General features: G+C 51.3%; 19 protein-coding genes. 7 read left to right on the top strand and 12 right to left on the bottom strand.

The window, feature by feature from the left end; translation table 11 throughout:
- Nucleotides 1-2: 2 nt before the first annotated feature.
- Nucleotides 3-851 carry a hypothetical protein gene (locus AC286M_RS10190; RefSeq protein ID WP_488204276.1) on the bottom strand — a complete coding sequence of 283 codons (849 nt, stop codon included), beginning with the start codon at nt 849-851 and terminating at the stop codon, nt 3-5.
- Between the two features lie 682 nt (nt 852-1,533).
- Between AC286M_RS10190 and hpsE the strand changes: the two genes are divergently transcribed.
- Nucleotides 1,534-2,697, top strand: a complete 1,164-nt coding sequence (gene hpsE, locus AC286M_RS10185) for a hormogonium polysaccharide biosynthesis glycosyltransferase HpsE (RefSeq protein WP_488204275.1) — start codon at nt 1,534-1,536, stop codon at nt 2,695-2,697.
- 115 nt (nt 2,698-2,812) lie between these two features.
- Complete coding sequence (locus AC286M_RS10180; protein ID WP_488204274.1) at nt 2,813-4,522, top strand: alkaline phosphatase family protein; 1,710 nt, start codon at nt 2,813-2,815, stop codon at nt 4,520-4,522.
- On the opposite strand, the gene AC286M_RS10175 is transcribed toward AC286M_RS10180, so the two are convergent.
- Nucleotides 4,512-6,704 (bottom strand): recombinase family protein, encoded by a 2,193-nt coding sequence (locus AC286M_RS10175; protein WP_488204273.1) that lies wholly within the window; start codon nt 6,702-6,704, stop codon nt 4,512-4,514. The two genes, AC286M_RS10180 and AC286M_RS10175, sit on opposite strands and share 11 nt — an antisense overlap.
- A gap of 297 nt (nt 6,705-7,001) precedes the next feature.
- On the opposite strand from AC286M_RS10175, the gene AC286M_RS10170 reads away from it, so the two are divergent.
- A complete protein-coding gene (locus AC286M_RS10170; RefSeq protein WP_488204272.1) occupies nt 7,002-8,420 on the top strand; it encodes a proton extrusion protein PcxA in 1,419 nt (472 codons plus the stop codon).
- Nucleotides 8,421-8,476: 56 nt separating this feature from the next.
- Here the strand turns inward: AC286M_RS10170 and ubiE are convergent, their stop codons facing one another.
- Both ubiE and AC286M_RS10160 read right to left on the bottom strand, forming a co-directional pair.
- Entirely contained in the window at nt 8,477-9,211 is a 735-nt protein-coding gene (ubiE, locus tag AC286M_RS10165) for a bifunctional demethylmenaquinone methyltransferase/2-methoxy-6-polyprenyl-1,4-benzoquinol methylase UbiE (protein WP_488204271.1), read from the bottom strand.
- 23 nt (nt 9,212-9,234) lie between these two features.
- Complete coding sequence (locus AC286M_RS10160; RefSeq protein WP_488204270.1) at nt 9,235-10,191, bottom strand: response regulator; 957 nt, start codon at nt 10,189-10,191, stop codon at nt 9,235-9,237.
- On the opposite strand from AC286M_RS10160, the gene AC286M_RS10155 reads away from it, so the two are divergent.
- Nucleotides 10,175-10,366: a hypothetical protein gene (locus AC286M_RS10155; RefSeq protein ID WP_488204269.1), complete on the top strand. Its 192-nt coding sequence runs from the start codon at nt 10,175-10,177 to the stop codon at nt 10,364-10,366. The genes AC286M_RS10160 and AC286M_RS10155 overlap by 17 nt on opposite strands.
- Before the next feature lie 86 nt (nt 10,367-10,452).
- Here the strand turns inward: AC286M_RS10155 and nei are convergent, their stop codons facing one another.
- Entirely contained in the window at nt 10,453-11,277 is an 825-nt protein-coding gene (nei, locus tag AC286M_RS10150; protein WP_488204268.1) for an endonuclease VIII, read from the bottom strand.
- Nucleotides 11,278-11,389: 112 nt separating this feature from the next.
- A complete protein-coding gene (locus AC286M_RS10145) occupies nt 11,390-12,055 on the bottom strand; it encodes a class I SAM-dependent methyltransferase (RefSeq protein ID WP_488204267.1) in 666 nt (221 codons plus the stop codon).
- Here AC286M_RS10145 and AC286M_RS10140 point away from each other — a divergent pair.
- Nucleotides 12,054-12,674 (top strand): hypothetical protein, encoded by a 621-nt coding sequence (locus tag AC286M_RS10140; protein WP_488204266.1) that lies wholly within the window; start codon nt 12,054-12,056, stop codon nt 12,672-12,674. The genes AC286M_RS10145 and AC286M_RS10140 overlap by 2 nt on opposite strands.
- Here AC286M_RS10140 and AC286M_RS10135 read toward each other — a convergent pair.
- The gene (locus AC286M_RS10135) at nt 12,671-14,371 is read right to left on the bottom strand and encodes a sensor histidine kinase (protein WP_488204265.1); all 1,701 of its coding nucleotides are present in this window, start codon (nt 14,369-14,371) and stop codon (nt 12,671-12,673) included. The two genes, AC286M_RS10140 and AC286M_RS10135, sit on opposite strands and share 4 nt — an antisense overlap.
- A gap of 644 nt (nt 14,372-15,015) precedes the next feature.
- On the opposite strand from AC286M_RS10135, the gene AC286M_RS10130 reads away from it, so the two are divergent.
- Nucleotides 15,016-16,635: an ABC transporter permease gene (locus AC286M_RS10130; protein WP_488204264.1), complete on the top strand. Its 1,620-nt coding sequence runs from the start codon at nt 15,016-15,018 to the stop codon at nt 16,633-16,635.
- A gap of 161 nt (nt 16,636-16,796) precedes the next feature.
- Here AC286M_RS10130 and AC286M_RS10125 read toward each other — a convergent pair whose 3' ends face one another.
- The 5 genes from AC286M_RS10125 to fabI form a co-directional block, all read right to left on the bottom strand.
- Nucleotides 16,797-17,486 (bottom strand): Mo-dependent nitrogenase C-terminal domain-containing protein, encoded by a 690-nt coding sequence (locus AC286M_RS10125; RefSeq protein ID WP_488204263.1) that lies wholly within the window; start codon nt 17,484-17,486, stop codon nt 16,797-16,799.
- Between the two features lie 265 nt (nt 17,487-17,751).
- Nucleotides 17,752-18,213 carry a response regulator gene (locus tag AC286M_RS10120; RefSeq protein ID WP_488204262.1) on the bottom strand — a complete coding sequence of 154 codons (462 nt, stop codon included), beginning with the start codon at nt 18,211-18,213 and terminating at the stop codon, nt 17,752-17,754.
- A gap of 305 nt (nt 18,214-18,518) precedes the next feature.
- The gene (gene hisB / locus AC286M_RS10115) at nt 18,519-19,157 is read right to left on the bottom strand and encodes an imidazoleglycerol-phosphate dehydratase HisB (protein ID WP_488204261.1); all 639 of its coding nucleotides are present in this window, start codon (nt 19,155-19,157) and stop codon (nt 18,519-18,521) included.
- 109 nt (nt 19,158-19,266) lie between these two features.
- Nucleotides 19,267-19,734 carry a DUF3465 domain-containing protein gene (locus tag AC286M_RS10110; RefSeq protein WP_488204260.1) on the bottom strand — a complete coding sequence of 156 codons (468 nt, stop codon included), beginning with the start codon at nt 19,732-19,734 and terminating at the stop codon, nt 19,267-19,269.
- A gap of 147 nt (nt 19,735-19,881) precedes the next feature.
- Nucleotides 19,882-20,658, bottom strand: coding sequence for an enoyl-ACP reductase FabI (fabI, locus tag AC286M_RS10105; RefSeq protein ID WP_488204259.1), 777 nt, complete (start codon nt 20,656-20,658; stop codon nt 19,882-19,884).
- Between the two features lie 425 nt (nt 20,659-21,083).
- On the opposite strand from fabI, the gene ntcA reads away from it, so the two are divergent.
- Nucleotides 21,084-21,755: a global nitrogen regulator NtcA gene (ntcA, locus tag AC286M_RS10100; protein WP_488204258.1), complete on the top strand. Its 672-nt coding sequence runs from the start codon at nt 21,084-21,086 to the stop codon at nt 21,753-21,755.
- The last annotated feature ends 156 nt before the right edge of the window (nt 21,756-21,911 follow it).

The raw sequence follows: 21,911 nt of genomic DNA, 5'->3' as shown, positions 1-21,911 counted from the left end.
AATTAGGATTGGCGGGTTCGCTTTTGCCGCAAGGTAGCACCTGCACCAATAGCGCTAGCGGCGAGTAAGCCAACGGCAGAAACAGGTTCAGGGATATCTCGTGTGACTTCATCGTCCCACTTAATAGATGCGATCGCACCGCTACCGGGATAGGTCACGTCAAACTTCATGACGTCAGATAGGCCAAGTGAAAACTCGTAGAGTGAGTTGTCACCCGTGACATCGGATAGTTGTTTAACAATGCCATCTGGCCCGTTAGGTAGCGAGAAAATATCAATTTCCTCAGTCGTACCATCGGTGAAATAAGCCGTGAACATGATGCTATCGACACCGTTGCGGCCAAAGTCATCGTCCACGTCTAGCAGAGTAATGGAGTCCAGATTGACACCACCATCCATAAAGTCAAAGCTAATCGTGCCGCCCCGCCAATCATCATTGGGATCCCAGAGCTTATCGTTCTTTTGCTGAATAATCAGCACATTACCCTGCGGTTCTGTCCCAAATGGTTCGCCAGTCGCCAAGTCATCGTCTGGGTCACCAGTGCAGCTTTCTCCAAAGCAGTTGCTGTTGAACAGCAGCAAAGGCTCCGGGCTACCGTTGCGCTCTGCACTGATGTTGACCCCCCAGTCGAGCCACTGGTCACTGATCAGATCGCCGTTACCGTCTGATTTTTTGCCATTCCCAACCTTAATCGGGTTCCCAGCCGCATCGGTTTCAAAGTCAATGGTATAGCTAGCGGCGTTGGCTGGGCTGGCAAATGCAAGTCCAGCAAAGAATAGGGCGACGCCGCAGGCCTTGACAGGTTGCGATCGCATCAGTGGCTTAGCAAATAGGATTAAACTGCTTTTCATAAAACTTGCGAATCCGATAGATGTCCTTCTCGAACCACTATCCATATTGTTTGGCCATATTGTTTGGCTGTCTCAGTGGAATCTCGTAGACCAGCGTAAGCCATAGGTTTACGAGGAGCTGTGATCTCGCTCATTTGAGCTGCTATGGAACACATGTTGGCTCCGTTAGCACAGCGGTTCAAAGCCGATAATCAAGCTCGTACTCATCTGGAATTTAAGTACGAAAGCCAGTCGACACAATGCACCCAAGGTATTAAAGCTAGATACCCTTATGAGTAAAAGTAGCAAACTTCATAAAGGAGCGGTACGTAATTCTATATGCCTTTACATGATCTTTATTTTCTTACTGTAGAGTTCCCGTAGATTCTGCAACCTCAGCCCAATGGACTACGTCGTTAGACGAACCATTTGCCCGGAACATGCTGTAGATTTGCTGTTTCTATAAGGTAAGAGGGATGGTTAAATCCCGAAGGCATGCTGTGATTGAGATCGGTTTCTGTTTTTCGAAACCGAGTAGCATGGAGCCGACTGCGTTTGACTGCCACTTTTTAATGAACGGTGCATTCTCTAGACAAGCGAAACATCCAAAGCGAAATATTCAAGCTGGCAACGCTGTTTCGTAACACTTGTATCTGGACGATTCTCGAAATTCGCTTAGGCTTAGGACTCTGCTGGAATCTTCATGGTCGATTTCACCATTGCCATTCCAACCTTCAATGGGGAACAGCGTTTACCCGCTGTGCTCAATCGGCTGCACCGTCAAACGGGTACCGAACAGTTTAGGTGGGAAATTGTGGTGGTGGATAACAATAGCACCGATCAAACTGCGCAGATTGTGCGGCATTATCAGCAGCAGTGGACAGCGGCATGGCCCTTGCGATATTGCACGGAGTCTAAGCAAGGTGCGGCCTTTGCGCGGCAGCGGGCGGTGGAAATGGCGCAAGGTGAGTGGATTGGCTTTTTAGATGATGACAACTGGCCTGCTCCAGATTGGGTGGCGATGGCTTATGCCTTTGGTCGAGCGCATCCACAGGCGGGTGCCTATGGCGGACGGGTGCGGCCTCGGTTTGAGCCAGATGCGCAGGTGCCAGAGCGGTTTGAGCAGATTGCGCCCTACTTTGCCATTGTGGAGCGGGGAGCAGAGGCTCATCAGTATCAATTTGATCAGAAAATGCTGCCGCCCGGAGCGGGACTGGTGGTGCAGCGTCAGGCCTGGTTGGCATCGGTTCCGCATCAGCTCGTTTTGAATCATCGCGGTAAAGAGGCCTTTTTGGCCAGTGAAGATTTAGAGGCGGTGCTGCACATTCAAAAAGCAGGCTGGCAAATTTGGTATGCACCAACGCTGGAAATTTGGCACCACATTCCGGCTTGGCGATTAGAACCGGATTATCTGCTGAGTCTAGTGCGCTGTATTGGCTTGAGCCGTCATCATATTCGGATGATGCGCTGGTCAAATTGGCAGCAGCCAGCGATGAGCGTGCTGTATTTTGGCAATGATCTGCGGCGCTATCTATTAGGTTTAGCGATGAGCGTGCGTCAGTCTAAGCGCGATGTGGTGACAGCTTGTGAATTGGAAATGCTGTGGTGTAGCCTGATCAGCCCCTTCTTTTGGCTCATGCGATCGCACTTATGGCGGGCTTTTTTTTCCAGTCATTTTTTTTCGAGTAAAACGGTGCAAGCAGCACGATCTGCGATCTCGACTCTCATAAATTTATTTCAGTTGCGATCGCTAAAGTGCGATCGCAATTCTTTAGAATCCAGCGCTACGGATCTGGGCCTTTCCAGTCCACCGCCGCTTGATTCCACGCTCGATTCGGCAGCCGAAGAACCTGCCCTGTGGCCCTAAAGATTGTGAATTAAGTAGCCTATTAATCATTCCATCCGTAGGAACACGGCAATGCCGTGTCCCTACCCCCAGAATTTCACGTTGTTAAATCCGCGTTCCTAAGCTTATGAGTTCTATGCCAGCTCCCGTTATTGCCATTGGCCTAGATGCGGCTGATCCCAATCGCTTAGAAACCTGGATGCAGCGTGGCGATCTGCCCCATTTGCAGCGCATCCGGCAGCAGGGAGCTTACGGTCGGCTGCGATCGCAGGTCAACTACGGCGGCCATCTCACCGAAACTTCATCGACGGAACGACTGTGGGTGATGTTTGGCAGCGGCTGTCGGCCTGACACGACGGGGTACTGGAGTCCGGTTCAGTTCGATGCGGAGGACTATCGGATCACTCACGACACGATCAATGGAGCCTATGATTATCAGCAGTATCCACCATTTTGGAGCCTAGACGAGTCGCGACGGCTGGCAGTATTTGACGTACCTGTTTCAGCGCTGGCCGATCAGGTGAACGGCATCCAAATTCTGGGCTGGGGTGGCCATGCGCCTCATACACCCAGCCACTCGTCGCCGGAACACGTCCTGCCCGATTTGCTGCAGCGCTACGGCAAAAATCCGCTGCTGCATCAGGACTACGGCAACTGGTGGGATGCGAGTTATCTGGAGCGTATTCAAACGGGAATTGTCAAAAGCGCAAACGTGCGATCGCAGATCTGTCAGGAACTCCTGCAACAAGAACAGTGGGATCTGCTGCTCACCGTTTTCGGTGAATCTCATACCGCTGGTCACGATCTCTGGCACTTGCACCAGGTTAGTCATCCTCTCCATCCACGTTCAGGCAAGATTAGCCACACGACAAAGCAAACCGCTGATCACCAGTCCATCAACGATCCACTCTTAACCGCCTTCCAGCACATTGATCAGGCCATTGGCGAGATTGTGGCGGCTGCTCCTGACAATGCTCAAGTGGTGATCTTCGCCGTTCACGGCATGGGCGACAACGTCACCGACATGAACAGCATGACCATCCTGCCGGAGCTGATGTACCGCTACAGCTTTCCGGGGCAAGTTGCGATCGCACCAAATACAACCAACCGTCCTCCGCGTCCTCCTTACCTGCATCCCCGTCGCAAAAGCTGGGCAGGCGAAGTGTGGCAGCGCCGCTACGACCCCAATCCGCTCAAGCGACTGCTGATGCCCTGGGTGCCGAGTCGGTTCGATACCTGGCTCAACGCTGGCTCGAATCCCCGCTTAACCTCGCCCTATGAAATGCGCGATCGCAATCAGCCCCTTAATTGGATGCCCGCCATGTGGTACGCCAATCTCTGGCCGCAGATGAAAGCCTTTGCCCTGCCTGCCTTTGCGGCTGGGCATATTCGGATTAATCTAGCAGGTCGAGAAGGTCAGGGTGTGGTTGACGTAGCTGACTATGAGCAAACCTGTGAGGAGCTGACTCAACTGCTGTATCAGCTAACGGATGCCCGGACAGGCCAGCCATTAGTCAAGTCGGTGGTAAACGTGCGATCGCAGAATCAAGCAATCAGTTGCGATCCCCAGTTACCCGATGCCGATTTGGTGGTGCTCTGGCACGATCAGGTCACGGATGTTGTGGATCATCCAAGGCTCGGACGCATCGGCCCCATCACCTACTACCGCACTGGGGGACACATGCCGGATGGATTCGTGCTGCTGAAAAGCCCTCAAGTTGAGACTGGAACTGACTTGCCGACAGCCGAGGTGATCGATTTAGCGCCGACGATTTTAGATTTAATCGAAGCTGAAAAGCCGGAGTATTTGGAAGGAAAATCGCTACTTCTCACTCCTAACTCCTAACTCCCTCACTCTCAATCCCCTGTGCCGCATTTACCAAGGTCTGCAACGGCCCTGTCTGATCCTGACCACTCGTAGATAAATCGCTGTGACAAAGAATCACTCGATCAGATGTACGCGCCAATAAGTCCAGCAGAATCCGTCGCAGTCGTGCTTCGCCAAAGTTGAGTGTGTCTTCCGCTGTCCAAGGATGCAGCGGTCTGTCGCGCCAGAAAACGGGCGCACCATAGCGACTGTCATCCCCCGTGAGCCAGCGGGGAGAACTCGCATCCAGCCAGAACTGCCAGCGGTGAGACAGGCGGCGCACACGATACTGATACACCGTGGCTAGGGTGATCGGCGGGGTTTGCTCAACGGGCTTAGCCGGATAGGGATCAGCACTAACCGCACCAGAGCGTAAAAGCTGAATGAAATCTGCAATTTCTCCCGAAGCCCCTGAAGCTTCTGAAGCTCCTAAATCATCCTCTCGCCTGAGTCGCCCCTCTACATCCCAGTAGTGCTGAGCGGTTTCGATTAGCTCCCGCAACACCGCCAGCTGATCATAGGGCAAGTGGCTACCCCGCCAGAGAAACTGTTGAATCGCCCGATCCAGTAATGCCACAACGCTAGGGATCAGCCGCTGCTGCTGCTGTTGAATTTGGTCATTGAGCCAGTTCAACAGGCTCTCATAAGCCTCCGCCGCTTGGTGGCCCAGCCGATCCCAGCGGGAAAATGCGGTCATTGGCAACAGCTTGGGCTGATTGGGATGGGGTTCAAAGCAGTGATCGGCCAGCAGTTCAGCTCGCACGGGATCAATGCGGGCTAGATCAATCCAGGATTGCCCTACGGTTTGAGCCGGGTTTTGGCTAAACACAATTAACATTTCTGCGATCGCTTCTCGATCGATCCAGCGGCCCAGGTTGGGATAGATCAAACACAGCAGCGTCAACAGAGATCGCACAATCGGTGAGCTAATCAGCGGTCGCTGATCGTTCAGAATGGTGATCGGAATCCCCTGTTTAGACAAGATTTCGGTCAGCGTATAGCGAGCGATTGGATCAAGACCCGGACCGATGATGGCAATATCTTTGGGTTCCACTTGCCCCGTTTGAACTGCATGAGTAATCGCCTCTCCCAATCGGCGCAAAAGCTGTGCCCGCGAGGTTTCTTGAATCGCCGTAAACGGTTCTGGTAGTTCCTCAATCGTAAACGGATTTTGCACCCAGTTAATGATCGATTCGCTCCAGGTAAAACCTAGAGAATCCACAGAAGCATGCTCCAGGGCAATAATTTCACAGCGTCCGGCCAGTTGCTCAATGTACGGCGGATCAGCCCCCTGACCCAACCGCACTTGCCCATCGGGATTAAACGTAAACGCGCCGACCGCACCCTGATCGAGGAGACAAGCAAACCAGGCATGTGCGATCGCAGGATATTCATCCACATCATCGGCTAGAACACCCCAAAAGCGAGATCGCAATCGCTCTTGATAGAGGGGATGGGGCAACAAGTATTGCCAATACAAATCCGTCATCAAGCCATAACTCAGCAGTCCCTGTTCCAAACACCATGAGCGCCAGCGTAGAATCGCCTCGCCCACGGTTTGCCATAGCTGTGCAGGATTGGTCTGCGTCCAGCCCTCGGTCATCAGGGTGGGAATATCCTCTAGCGGCACCATCGCGAAGGCCGCCAATTGAACCAAATCAAGGATGCGCCGAACCTGGTAAAACTCCGAGACGCCATCCATTTGCAGCCGTCCCTGCTCTAAATCAGACTGCCAAAGCTGAGTGGCCAACTCCTGCTCCTTTTCGGGACGGAGCCGAATCGGAAACTGAGTGCTGATGTCGAGTTGCTGCCGTAGCAGCGGCCAAAAAAGCTGTACTTCCGATTGAATAAAGCCCAGTGGCGTTGTGGATTCGACGGGCAACCGACCGTGAGTTTGAGCCAGCAGCCGATCCATCAGATCAATGCGGGTTTCGCCCGTAGCAGCCATCACGAGGAGAACGCTACCAGGTGGCGTAGCTAGACGGTTCTGCAAAGTTGAGGGTTGATCATTTATTTGATAGCTTGAACGGCCAACCGACTGAAGCACAACCGATTGTTCAACCGAAGACTGTTCGGCCTGCCAGCGTAGTCCTAGCTCAATCAGGCGAGCGGTTTTGCCGCTGCGGGTTGATCCTGTGATCCAAAAAGAAGATGGTGACACCGCAATCCTCAAACAGAATTTGATAGGATGAGTTGACTTTAACGCTTCATCTCACCGTCTGACCGCTGCCATCACCCCCAGGCAATGGAATATCAGCAATCCAAACGCCCGGAAACTAAACAACCAAACTGGAGGGGGCTCTCTCTAGGCATTTTCCTGATTTTGGATTTATTTATGCCATCTAAACTGGTATGGACGTTTGACATCGTTAGACCCAAACGTTTTAACCTAAACACGGTGCAGATCAAGCGGACTTGGTATTAATCTATCTTTTCCAGCCATTAACGACATTCTTATATGAGCATCCAGGGGTATTTTCGGAGAGCTAAACAGTGGTTGTCTCAATCCTCAGAACAAGCACTGGATCGAGCGTATGTCGCAGCTCAGCGTCTTCGGTCAATCGAAGATCGATACTTCAATGGTCAACGGATCGCCGCTGAAAACGCAGACTATGGGCAAAGTTCTCAGACTTACTTTGACAGTAAACTCAAAGAGTATCTCAGTGAAATCAAATGGCAGCTTGCTTTGTTTCACAAGAGAGGCAGTACAGTTCGGGATCCGGACTATCGCCGTGCTGAAGTTCAAGTTTCAGAACAGCCCTCAGACTGGTATACCGTTGATGTCGTCGATCAGCCTGCTGCTGTCCTGAAGAAGCTCCAGTACATTGACGAGACGCTCAGTCGCTACCGAACGCCTCGCAACTCAGCACTCGTTCAGCAATCCGTTTCGTCTAATAAAGCGGCGTCCCGCAAAGCGTCAAACGACGGACTTCTAGGTTCAGCCTCTACTCAGACAACGACGAAAGCTCGCTCTAAAACTCCGGTTGGTTCACCAAAAGCCTACGTGCCCAAACCAGAGATGGTTCAGCCGAGGGAGGAGGAGGTGCCATCGAATGTGGATGCTTTGTCTGATCAAGCTAGCTTTTTACCCCGTTCGATTCTGCGTACTGTTGATCGGATTAAACAAGAGCTCGATCCAGATGCGGAAGAAGAAGTCGTCCAAAGTTTTCGCGTATCGCGGGCTAAAACGCTCTCGGCGCTGAAGTTTATCCTGTTGCTGATCATTGTGCCGCTGCTGGTGCAGCAGGTGAGCAAAAATATCTTAGTTGGGCCAATTGTTGATCGCGGTTACGTAGCGGCCATTCAGCGCGATCAGGCTGACAACTTCCTCAATATGGAGATGGAGGAAGAAGCGCTGCACGAACTCCAGCGGTATTCGGAGCGGTTGCGATTCGAGGAGTTTATCGGCAAAGTAGAGCCAATGTCGGAAGGGGAGATCGAGGAGCGCATCCGTGAAAAGGCGATTGAACTTGAAGCAGAGTATCTAGCGCTGAGTACTAACGCAATTAAAAATGTCTTTGCCGATATTTTTGCGTCAGTGGCATTTGCGGCGGTATTACTAAACAGTCGGCGTGAGATCGCCATTCTCAAGTCGTTTATCGATGAGATTGTCTATGGCCTCAGCGATAGCGCTAAGGCGTTCATCATCATTCTGTTCACCGATACGTTTGTGGGATATCACTCTCCCCACGGCTGGGAAGTGCTGCTGGAAGGAATTTCGCGACACTTTGGTTTACCTGCAAACCGCGACTTTATCTTTCTATTTATCGCCACGTTCCCGGTGATTCTAGATACGGTGTTTAAGTACTGGATTTTCCGATATCTGAACCGCATCTCGCCCTCAGCAGTGGCAACCTATCGAACGATGAATGAGTAGGTCATTTAGCGGTGTGGTCATACGGCTGAGCCGTATGACCACACCGCTCTTTAAAGTTACTTTTGGGCAACTAAAACACCCATCATGCCACCCAAGATGGGGTAGTGGGTGGCTGTGGTAAAACCCGCCTGTTGAGCAAGCTGCACCTGTTCTGAGCCGATGGGAAAGCGTTCCAAACTGGGACTAATGTAGGCATATTCCTCTTTGAGTTGAAACTGCTCTGAGATCGGCACGACAACCTGATCAAGGTACCACTGCTGGAACTGCTGCATCGGTGCAGTGCTGGGACGGTGGAAATCTAGAATTGCGATCGCAGCTCCCGGTTTTAGTACCCGATGCAGTTCTTGTAAGCAGCGGGGAATGTCGGTGACGTTGCGTAAGCCATAGCCCATCGTGGCGGCGTCGAAAAAATCATCGTCGAATGGCAGATTCAGCGCATCGGCTTCCACCCAGGTGATCGGTAGCGGTAAGGTATTGGCCTGAGCGATTTGCTGTGCGATCGCAAGTTGAGCGGGCGAAAAGTCGGCCCCGTAAACCTGACCTGCTGGGCCAACGGCGCGGGCGAGGCGGCGAGCCAGATCGCCGCTGCCGCAGCATAAATCCAGACAGGTATCACCCGCATGGGGGTTAGCCCACTGCACCGCCATTTGTTTCCAAACTCGGTGGAGGCCCAGGCTCAGCCAATCATTGAGCTGATCGTAAACAGGGGCAATTTGATTGAATAACGAACGAATATGAGCCGCTTCTGCACTGAGAGAAAGCGGCTCATCGGTTTGAACAGTTTTAGCCATGCCAAGTTGTGATGAAGCCGATATTAGACCTGCGCCATATTATAGTAGCGAGTGCTAATCAAGGCGAGAGCGGCTTGCTGGGCCGATAGCTCAATCAGGCATAGCTCATCATCCCGCAGTTGGCAGGGCTGCTTCCACTGGAGGGAGAGCAGGGCAATCACCTGGTCGCGGTAGATAATCGGGGCGACGAGATGCGCTTGAATATCACCTGCGGTGTAATGGGACACGGCAGAAAGCTCGGCATCGGCTGGAATATTGGTGGCAACTTGGAGCGACTTTTCTGCGATCGCTTTTTGCACCAGGGGATCGTTCGCCAACCAATCGGTGCTGATGCCAGCCGGATAACAGCCGATTTCATCGCCCGTTGAGCCGTCGGCTAAGGGACAGATGACGCAGCAGTTGGTTGAGAAACTTTGGCTAAAGGCTTTAGCGAGCGGTTCAAGGCTGGTTTGGACGGTATCTTGCTCACGAGCAACCGATACAATCGTCTTCAATAGCGACATTTGAGCCTGTGCTCTCACCAGTTCTTCAGTGCGCTGATTGAGTAACTCATAGGTTTCAGCCGCCCGCTGCACCACGATTTTGAGTTCGTTCGGATCCCAGGGCTTGGTGATGTACTTGTAAACCTGACCAGAGTTGATCGCTTCAACCAAATCTTCCACGTCGGTGAAGCCCGTCAGAATAATCCGCACGGTGTTGGGAAATTGGGGCACGGTTTTGCTCAAGAATTCCGTTCCCTTCATCTCTGGCATCCGCTGGTCAGAAATGATCACCGCTACTTCGCCCTCGGATTCCAGTACTTCGAGCGCCATGATGCCGCTTTCGGCCTTTAAAACCTGGAAATCCCGCCGAAATGTCCGATACAGAAGATCAAGGTTGTCTGGCTCATCGTCCACAACCAACATTTTGGGCTTGGCGGGACGGCCTCGGCTACTTAGGGGGCGGCTTGTTGGGTCTAAGCCGATGGTCAAATTGTCCATTACCTCCATCTCCTCGGATAATGCGATGGTCATGTTTTCGGTTTATTGTTTATCGTCCATTGAGGACAATAGGGTGATTCTGATGTTGACGCTAATGACGCCAGTGAAATTTGCGATCGCGTATGAGTCTGCGGCTACTTCAGAGGTTAGCATCTTGACAGACGGTAATGTCTAAGCATTACAACGTCGCACAGCACTCATTATTCCCGCACATTTGTCAGACCTATCAGGTGCTGGCAGATTTGGCTGAGCTGAAGGAATTTAAGCGGTACCTTGGCAGGTTGGACAGAAGTAGTAGCGACGCCCACCGGACATGGCTTTCACAATCGGCGTGCCGCAGATCAAGCAGGGTTGATATTGGCGGTTAAAGGCCCAGTGGCGATAGGCCGAGCGTTTATAGCCCTGCGCTTTAAGCTGGTTAGCAAGATCAATATCGTTTGTAATACCCGCCGTGACGTAGGACTGGCGCGAAACTGCGATCGCAGCTTCAGCGACTTGGTGCAATTCTGCCTCGGTACAATCGACCGGACGCCGTTCGGGGTGAACCCGCGCCACAAACAAAATTTCGGTACGCAAATAGTTGCCTAATCCAGCCAGGAAATGCTGATCCAGCAGCAGCGTGGTGAACTTGCGGCGATGAAATTCGCGATCGCGCAATCGCTCCATCACTTGTTCAACGGTAACCTGCTCATCTAGCACATCTGGCCCAATGCGCTGTAAGAACGGATGATGCGCCAAATCGGCATCGGCCAGTACGTCGATATCAGAGGCGCTGTAGAGTAGGGCTGACTTGCGCTCCGTGTGAATGGCTAGCCGGAGCTGCCAATTGGTTTCGGGATAAGAGTAGGCTTTGCGAATGATCCATTTGCCGTAGAGCTGATTGTGGCTGTAGATGTTCAGCCCGTTGTCGAACCGCGTGAGCAGAGCTTTGCCTCGCGGCTCTACGGCGATAACTTGGCACTCCTGTAGCTTTTCAGCGTAGGGTTTGAGGTGGTCAAAGGCAAAGAAGATCTCTTTAATTGGACGATGTGCGATCGCAGCGGCAATTTTGTCGGCTGAGCGCTTGATTTCAGGGCCTTCAGGCATGATTTACCACTTCTCGATAGGTGGCTAGATAGAGCCGAGTGACGTAAGCAAAGCGGACTCGCCCATCGGCATCGCTGAACCGCTGATGCAGTTGCGTGAGGTTGGTAACTAACTACTCCGCAGCCGTCCCGGTCTGCGGCACATAGGACGAACTCATGGCGCGACCAATCAGTCCCTCAAGCGTGAGGAACTGATGATAGGGAAAGGTCAACGCTTGATAATCCTTGAATAACAGACTGTGCTGCACGGCCTCTAGATCACGATGATCGGCATGGTTGAGGTAGCGATCGCCTGCTGCGTCGCAGAGAAGTTGAGTGTACTGCCCTACAAATTCGTCGCTCTCGTCGCGGTCATTCCACATCAGCGCCAGTCGTCCGCCCGGTCGCAAAATCCGGTGGAATTCTTGCAGACTCGGTTCGGGCTGAAACCAGTGAAAGGCTTGGCAGCAGGTAACTAGATCAACAGCAGCGTCGGGTAAACCCGTGGTTTCAGCCTGTCCCGCTTGGCGCATAGCGGCATTTGGCTCAACCGCCCACACCGTCACCCCCTGATCAGCCAGCAGACGCGCCGAAATGCCTGTGCCTGCGCCAATATCAGCAGCAGATAGGCCTGATGGGTCACCTAAGCCAGCCAACAGATGCGCGATCGCAGTTACAGGATAGCTGGGTCGGTGCTGAGCGTAGTCCTGTGCTCGATTTGAGAACCGTTCCGTGGGATTTTGTTGGTAAAGTAGGGAATCCTTGGAGGTATATTCATCCATACTTTTGTGTGTCTCCATGCAATCTCGAACTGTGTCACTATCATCTGAACAGCTTAAACATCACGTTCCCGCTGCCACCGTTTTTTTAGCCTCCCGACAGCAGTATCATACCTGCCGCATTCAGATCCCCGACTGTGACCACAGCTTGCCATCGATTCAAACGGGACGAGGGTTCTACAGCTTCCTGAAAGCGACTGACACCGTGGCCAAAACGCTGAGGTTATTGACCAAGTTGAGCTATCGGGGCGAAGAAGTTGCGATTCTGGCTACTCCTAAAGGGTATAGTCTCTGGGGTTTGGAGCCCAATGCAACGCCTATCGTCTGCAAAACCCGTACGCCTGCGGCTAATTTAAATGCGATCGCACCCGGCACCTGTACGATTCTAATTGACCGCGCCCAGTATCAACCGTGCTACATCCGCACACCGGATTTAGATAAACCCCTAGTTGCGATCGCGTTTAACGGTGGCTACTACAGCTTTTTCCGTCAGGAGCCTGACATGGATCGAGCGCTAGAGCTGATCACCAAAATTGCTCAGCGGGGCGATGACCTGATTATGGTCAAGAGCGAAACGGACTGCATTCTCTACATTCATGAACCCGGTGCCCAAAGTATTGCCTCCGGTCAGGCGCTTTAGTGTTGTTCTAGGTGGCTTTGACTTAGGTTTAGCGGTAGCTCGACTCGAAAGACAGTGCCGACTCCCTGCTGGCTGGAAAACGAAACCTGGCCGTTGTGCAGTTCAATGCACTGCTTGACGATGGCGAGTCCGAGTCCGGTGCCGCGAATGTTGATGGCATTTTGGGCACGATGGAACGTCTCAAACAGCTTAGGCTGATCTTCATCCGGGATGCCGATGCCGTGATCCTCAATCTGGAACATCGCGGTGGTGTCAGAGCAGGTGAGGTGAAAGTCAATTGGCTTACCGCTGGGTGAATATTTGACCGCATTGGATAACAGATTGGTCAAAATTGATCGCAGCAGTTTGGGATCAATCAGTGCCGAAGTGGGACAGTTGCGATCGCAGGTAAACGAAATAGTATGGGATTTGCCGATGCTGAGCTGAATCTCATCGATCAAATCCTGGCAAAAGGCTTGCAAATCAACTGGAGTCAGCTCTAGCTCTAGCTTGCCTGCCTCTGCTTTGCCGATGGTGAGGACATCTTCCATTAGGTGGGACATGTTGCGAATGGCTGAGCGAATGCGCTGAAAATACTCCTGGCGCTTCGCGGCAGAGGCAATGTGGCCATACTGTTCCAGCAGTTCAACCGAGGTGCGAATCACCGTCAGCGGCGTACGAAATTCGTGGGAGACCATCGAGATGAAGCGGGACTTGAGCGCATTCAGTTCTTTTTCTTCTTCTAGCGCATTGCGAATTTCCGTTTCCACCCTCTTACCATGTCGGATCAGCCGTTCCCGCGTCCGAATGCGCTCCACCATCACGTCAAACACCTGAGCCAGCCGATCCATTTCATCTGGAAAGCGACTCTGACGCGGGAACGCAATCTTTTGCACATATTCGCCGTCAGCGACTCGCTCGGCTGCTTCAGTCAGCACAATTAAATTACGGGTTAAAACACCAGATAGGACATAAATCAGAACAAACAGTACTCCGTATGCGATCGCAAAGGCGATAATCACCCGATGTCGAATCGTCTGCTGAATGTCTCGCACATGACGCGCATCAATATCCAGTCCCAGGATGGCGACCACTTCACCAGCATCATTTTTCAACGGTGCAGAAGCCGATAGCCAGGTGCCCCACTTATCGGTATATAGTCGAGAATGCTCAGCTAATTCACCCGTTTCCAGCACTTTGCGCGCCCGCAAACTCAAAATATCGGGCTCTAAAAACTTGACCGCCTTTTCAGGTACATAGTTCACCCGCAAATCGACCAGATAGATCATCTCCCGTTCATTGGGAGCAACGACGGCAGGGCCGATCCGTCGATTATCAGCCGCTTTGCCCACCACCATTGAATAAAGCCAGGTATCAGGGCGCAATCGATGCACCGTTTCAAACCACTCTAGCTGCCGCTGATAGCGCGGATCGTCTGAAAATCCAGCGGCGTTTCGCTCCCCAGTTTCATACAGCTCCAACAGTTCTTCAACATCGACCCCTTCTGCTGCCCCTTTGAGAGTTGATCGCAGTTCTGTCCGCAGTCGGTCAATTGTTTTTTCAGTTGTAAAGGTATAGAACCAATAAAAAGCACCCGCGAAAACGATGCTAAAAATCACGCTAAAGCCCAACAGTAATTTGACGCGCAAGCTGACAAATTTTGGTGACTCTAGCTGATCAGAAACATCTAGTTTTGATGAAGGTAAATTACGCCGCAAGGTCGCTTTCCTGTAAAACCACTAGGCTTTTTTTCACAACTACATCTGCAACGTCAGGACAAGATTCTGTGGAAGCACCCCTAATGTTAATGACTCGCTCTGTCCAACCAAAAACAGGGAAGAACTAATTTACATTCTCCATACGAGTTTATACTTGGCGGAGTGAATACTGTCATCGTAGATCACGAATCCATAATTTGTTTGACCAGCTCCAACAGCCGGGAAGCATTGAGATAAGAACCTACATTTTTAGCAAACGTTTTTGGCAAAAGGGTTGTACTGTCGATCTCTTGCCAAAGACAGCGCAGAGATTTCTGTTGGGCCATATCTTAGACTTTATCGGAAATTGTTTTGTAGCGCGGCTTCGCCGCGCTACAAAACAATTTCCAACCCCAAAAACTTTATTTCCAATAAAGTCTATTGCAGTTGTCACTTGGCAGGAGTCAACGTTCTGGTAGGCAGTTCTGTCGCCTCCAGTCAGGTGTCTTCCGACAGGCGAATGCTTTAGATGGGGCATTTGAAACGCTAGGATTGGCTACTAGGGTTGATGAGTGAGCCGAGGAAGAATGGCAACCAAATATATAGATCGGGTTAAGCAGGTATCTTCACACTTGCGATCTTCACACTTACGAATAGATGGATGGATGCTGGTTGTGGGTGCGATCGCAATTTTGATTGCTTCGCCCATCCTGGTGGTCATCGGCTCGGTCTTTACTCCCTCTAGTCAAGAAATTTGGAGCCATTTGGCCTCAACTGTATTGCCGACCTATATGCTGCAATCGTTTTGGCTGATGGTCGGTGTGAGTTTGGGCGTCACGATCATCGGAGTCAGCACGGCATGGCTGGTAACAACCTGTCAATTTCCAGGCCGTCGTGTCTTCGAATGGGCACTGCTGCTGCCGCTTGCCGCTCCGGCCTATATCTTGGCCTATGTGTATACGGATCTACTGGAATTCTATGGGCCGGTTCAGTCGAGCCTGCGCCAAATCTTTGGCTGGAGCAGTGTCAATGATTACTGGTTTCCTGATATTCGCTCGCTTGGTGGTGCGATCGCAATGCTGACGCTCGTACTCTATCCTTACGTGTACCTGATTACCCGCGTTGCCTTTCTCGACCAGTCGGTTTGTACCCTAGAGGCCAGTCGGTCATTAGGCTGCAATCCATGGAACGGCTTTTTTCGAGTGGCGCTGCCGCTGGCGCGTCCCGGAATTATGGGCGGCGTAGCGCTGGCGCTGATGGAAACGTTAAATGATTTCGGCACCGTCCAATTTTTTGGCGTTGAAACATTTACAACCGGAATTTATCGCACCTGGTTTGGTTTGGGTGAACGGATTGCGGCTTCTCAGCTATCGGCGCTGCTGCTCACCTTCATCTTGGCGCTGCTGGTGTTGGAACAATGGTCACGCCGCCGCACCAAGTACTATCAAAGCCACAACAGTCAGCAGCCGTTTTCAGCCTTTCAGTTACACCATTGGCGAGCAATCGGAGCGAGCTTCATGTGCGCCCTGCCAATCATTCTGGGATTTTTGATTCCAGCGGTGGTGCTGGCCGAAATGGCGATCGCAAATATGACTGATAACTTTAGTACTGGATTTTGGCAGTACGCCAGCAATAGCTTAGTTCTGGCCTTTCTAACCGCTGGGCTAGCCGTTGTCCTGGCTTTGATCATGGCCTACGGCTTACGGCTGCGGCCCAAACCGAGTATGGCTGTTGCTGTACGCGTAGCCTCAATTGGCTATGCGGTACCCGGAGCTGTCATCGCGGTCGGAATTCTGATGCCGCTGGGCCGATTTGATAACTGGTTGGATCGCTCCATGCAGAGCCTATTGGGCATCTCAACCGGATTGTTACTCAGTGGCACGATTATCGCCCTCGTTTTTGCCTATCTTGTCCGCTTTCTAGCGGTTTCCTACAACACCGTGCAGTCCAGCCTCAGCCGCATCAAACCCAGCTTAGACGACGCGTCCCACTCGCTGGGTTACGGTTCCATATCGACGCTGCTCAAAATCCATGCGCCCCTGATGGGAGGGGGGCTAGTTACCGCCGCCATTCTGGTGTTTGTTGACGTAATGAAAGAGCTACCAGCCACACTGATCGTGCGCCCGTTTAACTTTGATACGCTGGCGGTGCAGGTGTATCGCCTCGCGTCGGATGAGCGTCTAGCCGAGGCTGCGGCTCCGGCGCTAGCAATTGTGCTGGTTGGTTTGATTCCCGTTATGCTGCTCAGTTGGCAGGTGTCGCGATCGCAATCTGGCGCATCTTAAAATTAGAGCTTAAACAAGAGGCCGCACATTGTGCGGCCTCTTGTTTAAGGCGTTACTTAATCTGGGTATGAATTGTGATGTGGGGGCATCGCCCCCACATCACAATTCATACTTAAAATCAGCAATTCCCTTGTTTAAGCCTGAGTGATACAGCTTGAGTCTTAAATGTAAGGTGTTACATCCTCGTTGCAATCATCCGCTAAATAGGAGAGCGCTCGGAAGCGTAAACCGACAAGCTGTTCATACAGCGGATTGAGCTTACACATGGGTGGAATGTGAACAATCTTCTTGCCAAACAGCTTGACATCCCGCTCAAAGGGACACTGGGGTGGCACCAGTTTGCAGATAAATCGTGCCAAACGCGGATCTTGTACATCAAGCTGGTCTAGCCACTCGCGGGCGGGTTTGAGCGGATCAATTTTGCCATCGTGACTGCCAGGTGCGATCGCAGGTGCCGCCGCTGTCGGCTCGGAACCAGAGAGGTCATACAGTGTAGACCGCAGCGAATTGAGTACTTCAATTTCTTGGCTGAGTGCCTCACAAAAGCTCTGGAGCTTTTCATCTTCCGATGCGGAATATACGCCATCCGCTAGCGCGACCATTACAGCAGTGCGGAGAAAATTTTCCGCCATGTGGCTATCTTGACCGATATGCTCCGCTAAGCTGGTAGCCGTAACGGGTTCAAACGTTTCAAAGTTGATGTCTTTGGCCAGTTCATCATCTAGAATCGTGTGAATGAGGTCTTTTTCCTCCTCATCAAAATGTCCGTCTGCCCAAGCAATCGTCAACAGTCCTCTTAGCCAGGTAGCAATTTGCTCTTGAGTGTAGGAGGACTGAACCGTATGAGCCATGAGTTGTCACCTATCAGAGTGCTCTACAGAAATAAGGTTAGAAACAATGTGGCATCCTCGCAGTTGTAAGAATTTGCTTAGTCTTCACTTGATATTGAGTTGGGCTACAGGATTAAATATGACTGGGTTTGAGGATGCGATGTCATAATCATCCAAGCCTCTAAACTCATGATACCCAGTCCAGTTCATCAATAGCAGTTGGAATAGGCAGCAATTTGTTCCGTCACAGGAAATAAGATGCTATTTCCGTAGATCAGGCAGTTTTTCAGTCAGCCTCTACAACGTGAGCTGCGGTTAAATACCGGATCAGCAACGCCTGTAGATCGTCAATGTTGTAGGGTTTGTTGAGGTAATCAGCAAAGCCAGATTGCAGCAGAAGCTGACGATCTTCCATCTTGGCCAGCGCCGTGATGGCTACAACGGGTATCAACTGGGTTTTGGCAGAGCGCTTTAAAGCATAAATAATATCTAGCCCGCTCACTTCCGGCATCACCACATCCAACAAAATGAGAGAGGGACAATGCTCTTGAATCAGCGTTAGCGCCTTTAGTGGATTAGTCGTACTGAGGTAAGGAATGTGAAACATATCCAGCACCTTACACAGCAGTAATAGGCTGTCTTCATCATCATCGACCGCTAGCACCAACGGTAGTCGCGATGAGATTGAATCAGTAATTTCAGGATGAGTAGAGGGTGCAGCAACAGTCTTTGACAGCTGAGAAGCCATAGGTAAATCGCTCCAATAGGCATCGTAGATTGAAGCAGTCAGGCACCTCTTACATGGCAGCGTGTGGCACGTAGATAGAGCTGGCTGATGCTGCATAATTCGAGGAATTAACTCCTGGAACGTTCGGCATCACGACAGAGTCGCCGCGACTTCTTATGTCTTAACATTTTATTTATATTCTCTCAAGTAACTTTGCATTTGGTTACTGAATTCTTGGCCCAGACTTGCTCAACTGCTCAGTCAATACTGAGTAAAAATACTGAGCGAGAAATACTGAGCGAAATCAGCAGTGCGTCGCGAGGTGACTACAAAACTCCTTTTGAGCTAGGAATGGTATTAATGCGGCGTGGATCGGCTTCAATCGCCATCCGCATAGCGCGAGCAAACGCTTTAAATGTCGCTTCAATAATGTGGTGAGAGTTGATCCCGTCCAGTTGCCGAATATGCAGAGTCATCTGAGCGTGATTGACAATGGCAACGAAGAATTCGCGTACCAGTTGCGTGTCGTAGGTGCCAACTCGCTGGGTGGGAATGTCTAAGCCATAGGACAGGTGAGGCCGTCCTGAAAAGTCAAGGGCGACCTGAACGAGTGATTCATCCAGCGGCGCAACAAAATGACCAAAGCGGTGGATACCTTTGCGATCGCCCAGGGCTTGATGAATGGCTTGGCCAAGTGTGATGCCCACATCCTCATTGGTGTGGTGATCATCGATCTCCAAGTCACCCGTGGCGCGTACTTCCAAGTCAATCAAGCCATGAGATGAAATTTGATCCAGCATGTGATCCAGAAAGGGAATTCCGGTTTCAGCGATACATTTTCCCTGACCGTCGAGATTGACCGTAACGTGGATGTCGGTTTCTTTGGTGGTACGGCTGACCGAGGCAATCCGGGCAGCAGTATCTAGATTGTTGACGGTGGAAATTTGGCGATCGCGGGTCTGCATGGGTCAAATAAATAGCTCTCAGGATCTATCCTATCGCGCTAGCTGCACCATTCGTGCGGGCTGATCCGTAACGGTGGTGGAGTATTATCCGTAGCACCATTGGTCGGCATTATTCGTAGCGTTGCCCTTGATGCTCGATCCAGCCTCCGGGATGAGAGCCATTGGGATCATGATGTGTCCAGTGCACCACTCCGCCTTGACTGTTCCACTCGTATTCTCCCCGAAATCGCACTGTGTCTCCTTGACGCAGAGCATCAATCCGGGGTGCAAGGTCAATATTGTGGCTGATGAGAACCGTATGTCCAGACGAGAGGCGAACGATGAAGCGCTGATGACGGGAACCCTCTAAATCATCTGATAGCAACCGATCAACTTGACCTGCGGCTTCTACCATGACGTTGGACGCATGCTGAGCGTAGGCATCCAGAATGACCTGTTCGCTGGCTTGGGCAATCGCTGATGGAGACTGCGCTAGGGATTGATGCGATGGTGGGCTGGTGAAGGCACAAGCGATCGGCGCGATCGCAACTGCCGCCAAGGCGATAACTTGAGGAATAGCCCGCTTTAAATCCGTCATGTCAGGTTGGTTGATGAGTTGATGAATGTTGATGAATTGAGGATCAGCAGAGGAGGATCTGCGATCGCAAATCCTTCTCTGCTGACGATTTATGCGTTCCAGTTGTAGCCAATTCAACTTAGTCGCGGCAACCGTGAACGTACGATCTTACATGCCCATAATTTCGTAGCCAGAATCCACGTAGAGAATTTGTCCGGTAATCCCACTGGCCAAATCGCTGCAGAGAAAAGCGGCTGCATTGCCCACTTCTTTTTGGGTTACAGTGCGGCGCAGGGGCGCTGTGGCTTCAACATGGTGAATCATGTCCAGAATGCCACCAACGGCAGAAGAGGCCAGCGTGCGAATCGGGCCAGCCGAAATGCCGTTGACGCGGATATTGGCTGGGCCTAGATCGGCGGCTAGATAGCGGACATTCATCTCTAGTGCAGCTTTAGCGATGCCCATCACGTTGTAGTTCGGAACTACTTTGACGCCGCCTAGATAGGTCAGAGTAACGATACTGCCGCCCTCGGTCATCAACGGCTTAGCGGCATTAGCCAACTGCACCAGAGAATAAGCACTAATATCTAGCGCGGTTTGAAATCCGGTGCGAGAGGTATCCACAAAGTTGCCCGTCAGGTCATCCCGATTGGCAAACGCAAGGCAATGAACCAAAATATCAACTCGTCCCCACTTTTCCTTTACCGCATCAAATGCCGCAGTTACTTGCTCATCGTTCTGCACATTTAAGGGGAGAAACAGGTCAGGATTGAGCGATTCAACCAGATCAGCCACTTTCTTTTCATGACGACCCCGCTCGTCCGGCAAGTAGGTAATGGCTAAATTGGCCCCGGCTTGATGGAGCTGTTGGGCAATGCCCCAAGCAATGGAACGATTATTGGCAATACCCGTAACAAACGCGTTTTTCCCTGAGAGATTTAGCATGGTCGTCCGTTTATGTCTGTAGTTCAATAGTCAACGTCTGTTCCCAATCCTCTCATGCCAGCTCATCAATTCGTGAGCGATCGCGATCGCAAATCATTTGGTCAGAAGAGTGGCTCAGTAGTCGGGCGATGCGCACCAACTACTTGCAACTCATTGCGCACTCTCAGAGTGACAAGGGATGGCAATATCCACACATAATCCAGTTTCTCCGCTTATGATTGAGGTGAATTATTGGCGTAAACCGAGAAAACCTTAGAAAATCAATCCCTATCCTTAAGAATATGTAGCATTTATCACAAAAAAGTGTTTCAAGAGTAGGTTTTAGTGGGTCTAATATATAGGCGTTGATACAGACGGTCTGTTTCGTCCCATACGTGTGGGTAAATACGTAAAACCAGCACAAACAGGTGGTAGGGCAAAGAGGTATGGTAGTGACGCAAGAGCGACCACTCGCGGATTTATTTAAGCAGCTCAGCGGCGGTATTTTTCCACCGGTAGTTGAGTCATTTGAACGAGGTAAAACCATTTTTTTCCCAGGCGATCCGGCTGAGCGCGTCTACTTTTTATTAAAAGGCGCAGTCAAGCTCTCGCGGGTCTATGAAGCGGGAGAAGAAATTACCGTAGCGCTATTGCGAGAAAATAGCGTGTTTGGTGTTCTGTCACTGATTACGGGCAATCGTTCGGATCGGTTCTACCATGCTGTCGCCTTTACTCCAGTGGAACTGCTATCGGTGCCGATTGAGCAGGTTTCCAAGGCCCTGGGTGAGCATCCGGAATTAGCCATGCTCATGCTGCAAGGTCTATCCTCGCGAATTTTGCAAACCGAGATGATGATTGAGACCCTCGCCCATCGGGATATGGGATCACGGCTAGTCAGTTTCCTGCTGATTCTCTGTCGCGATTTTGGCGTACCCAGCAAAGACGGTATTACGATCGATCTCAAGCTGTCCCATCAAGCGATCGCAGAAGCGATCGGTTCAACTCGCGTAACGGTGACCCGCCTGTTAGGTGATTTGCGCCAAGATGAGATGATTTCGATTCACAAGAAAAAGATTACTGTACACAATCCTGTCATTTTGAGTCGGCAGTTTACGTAGCCTGTGCGTCATTTGTTTATCGATCAGCGCAACACTGATTTGTCGTTGCCTTTTTGTTCTACAGTGAGCTTGTTCGCAATTGACCCCGAAGCTTGGCATTTAAACCTATGCTGGTAGAGGAACGTGGCTATATCTCACGTATAGATTGAAGCCGAG

The sequence above is a fragment of the Thainema salinarum CENA647 genome, assembly GCF_057732415.1.
The sequence above is the reverse complement of the archived record's forward strand: the minus strand, read 5'-3'. Positions and strand labels throughout refer to the sequence as shown.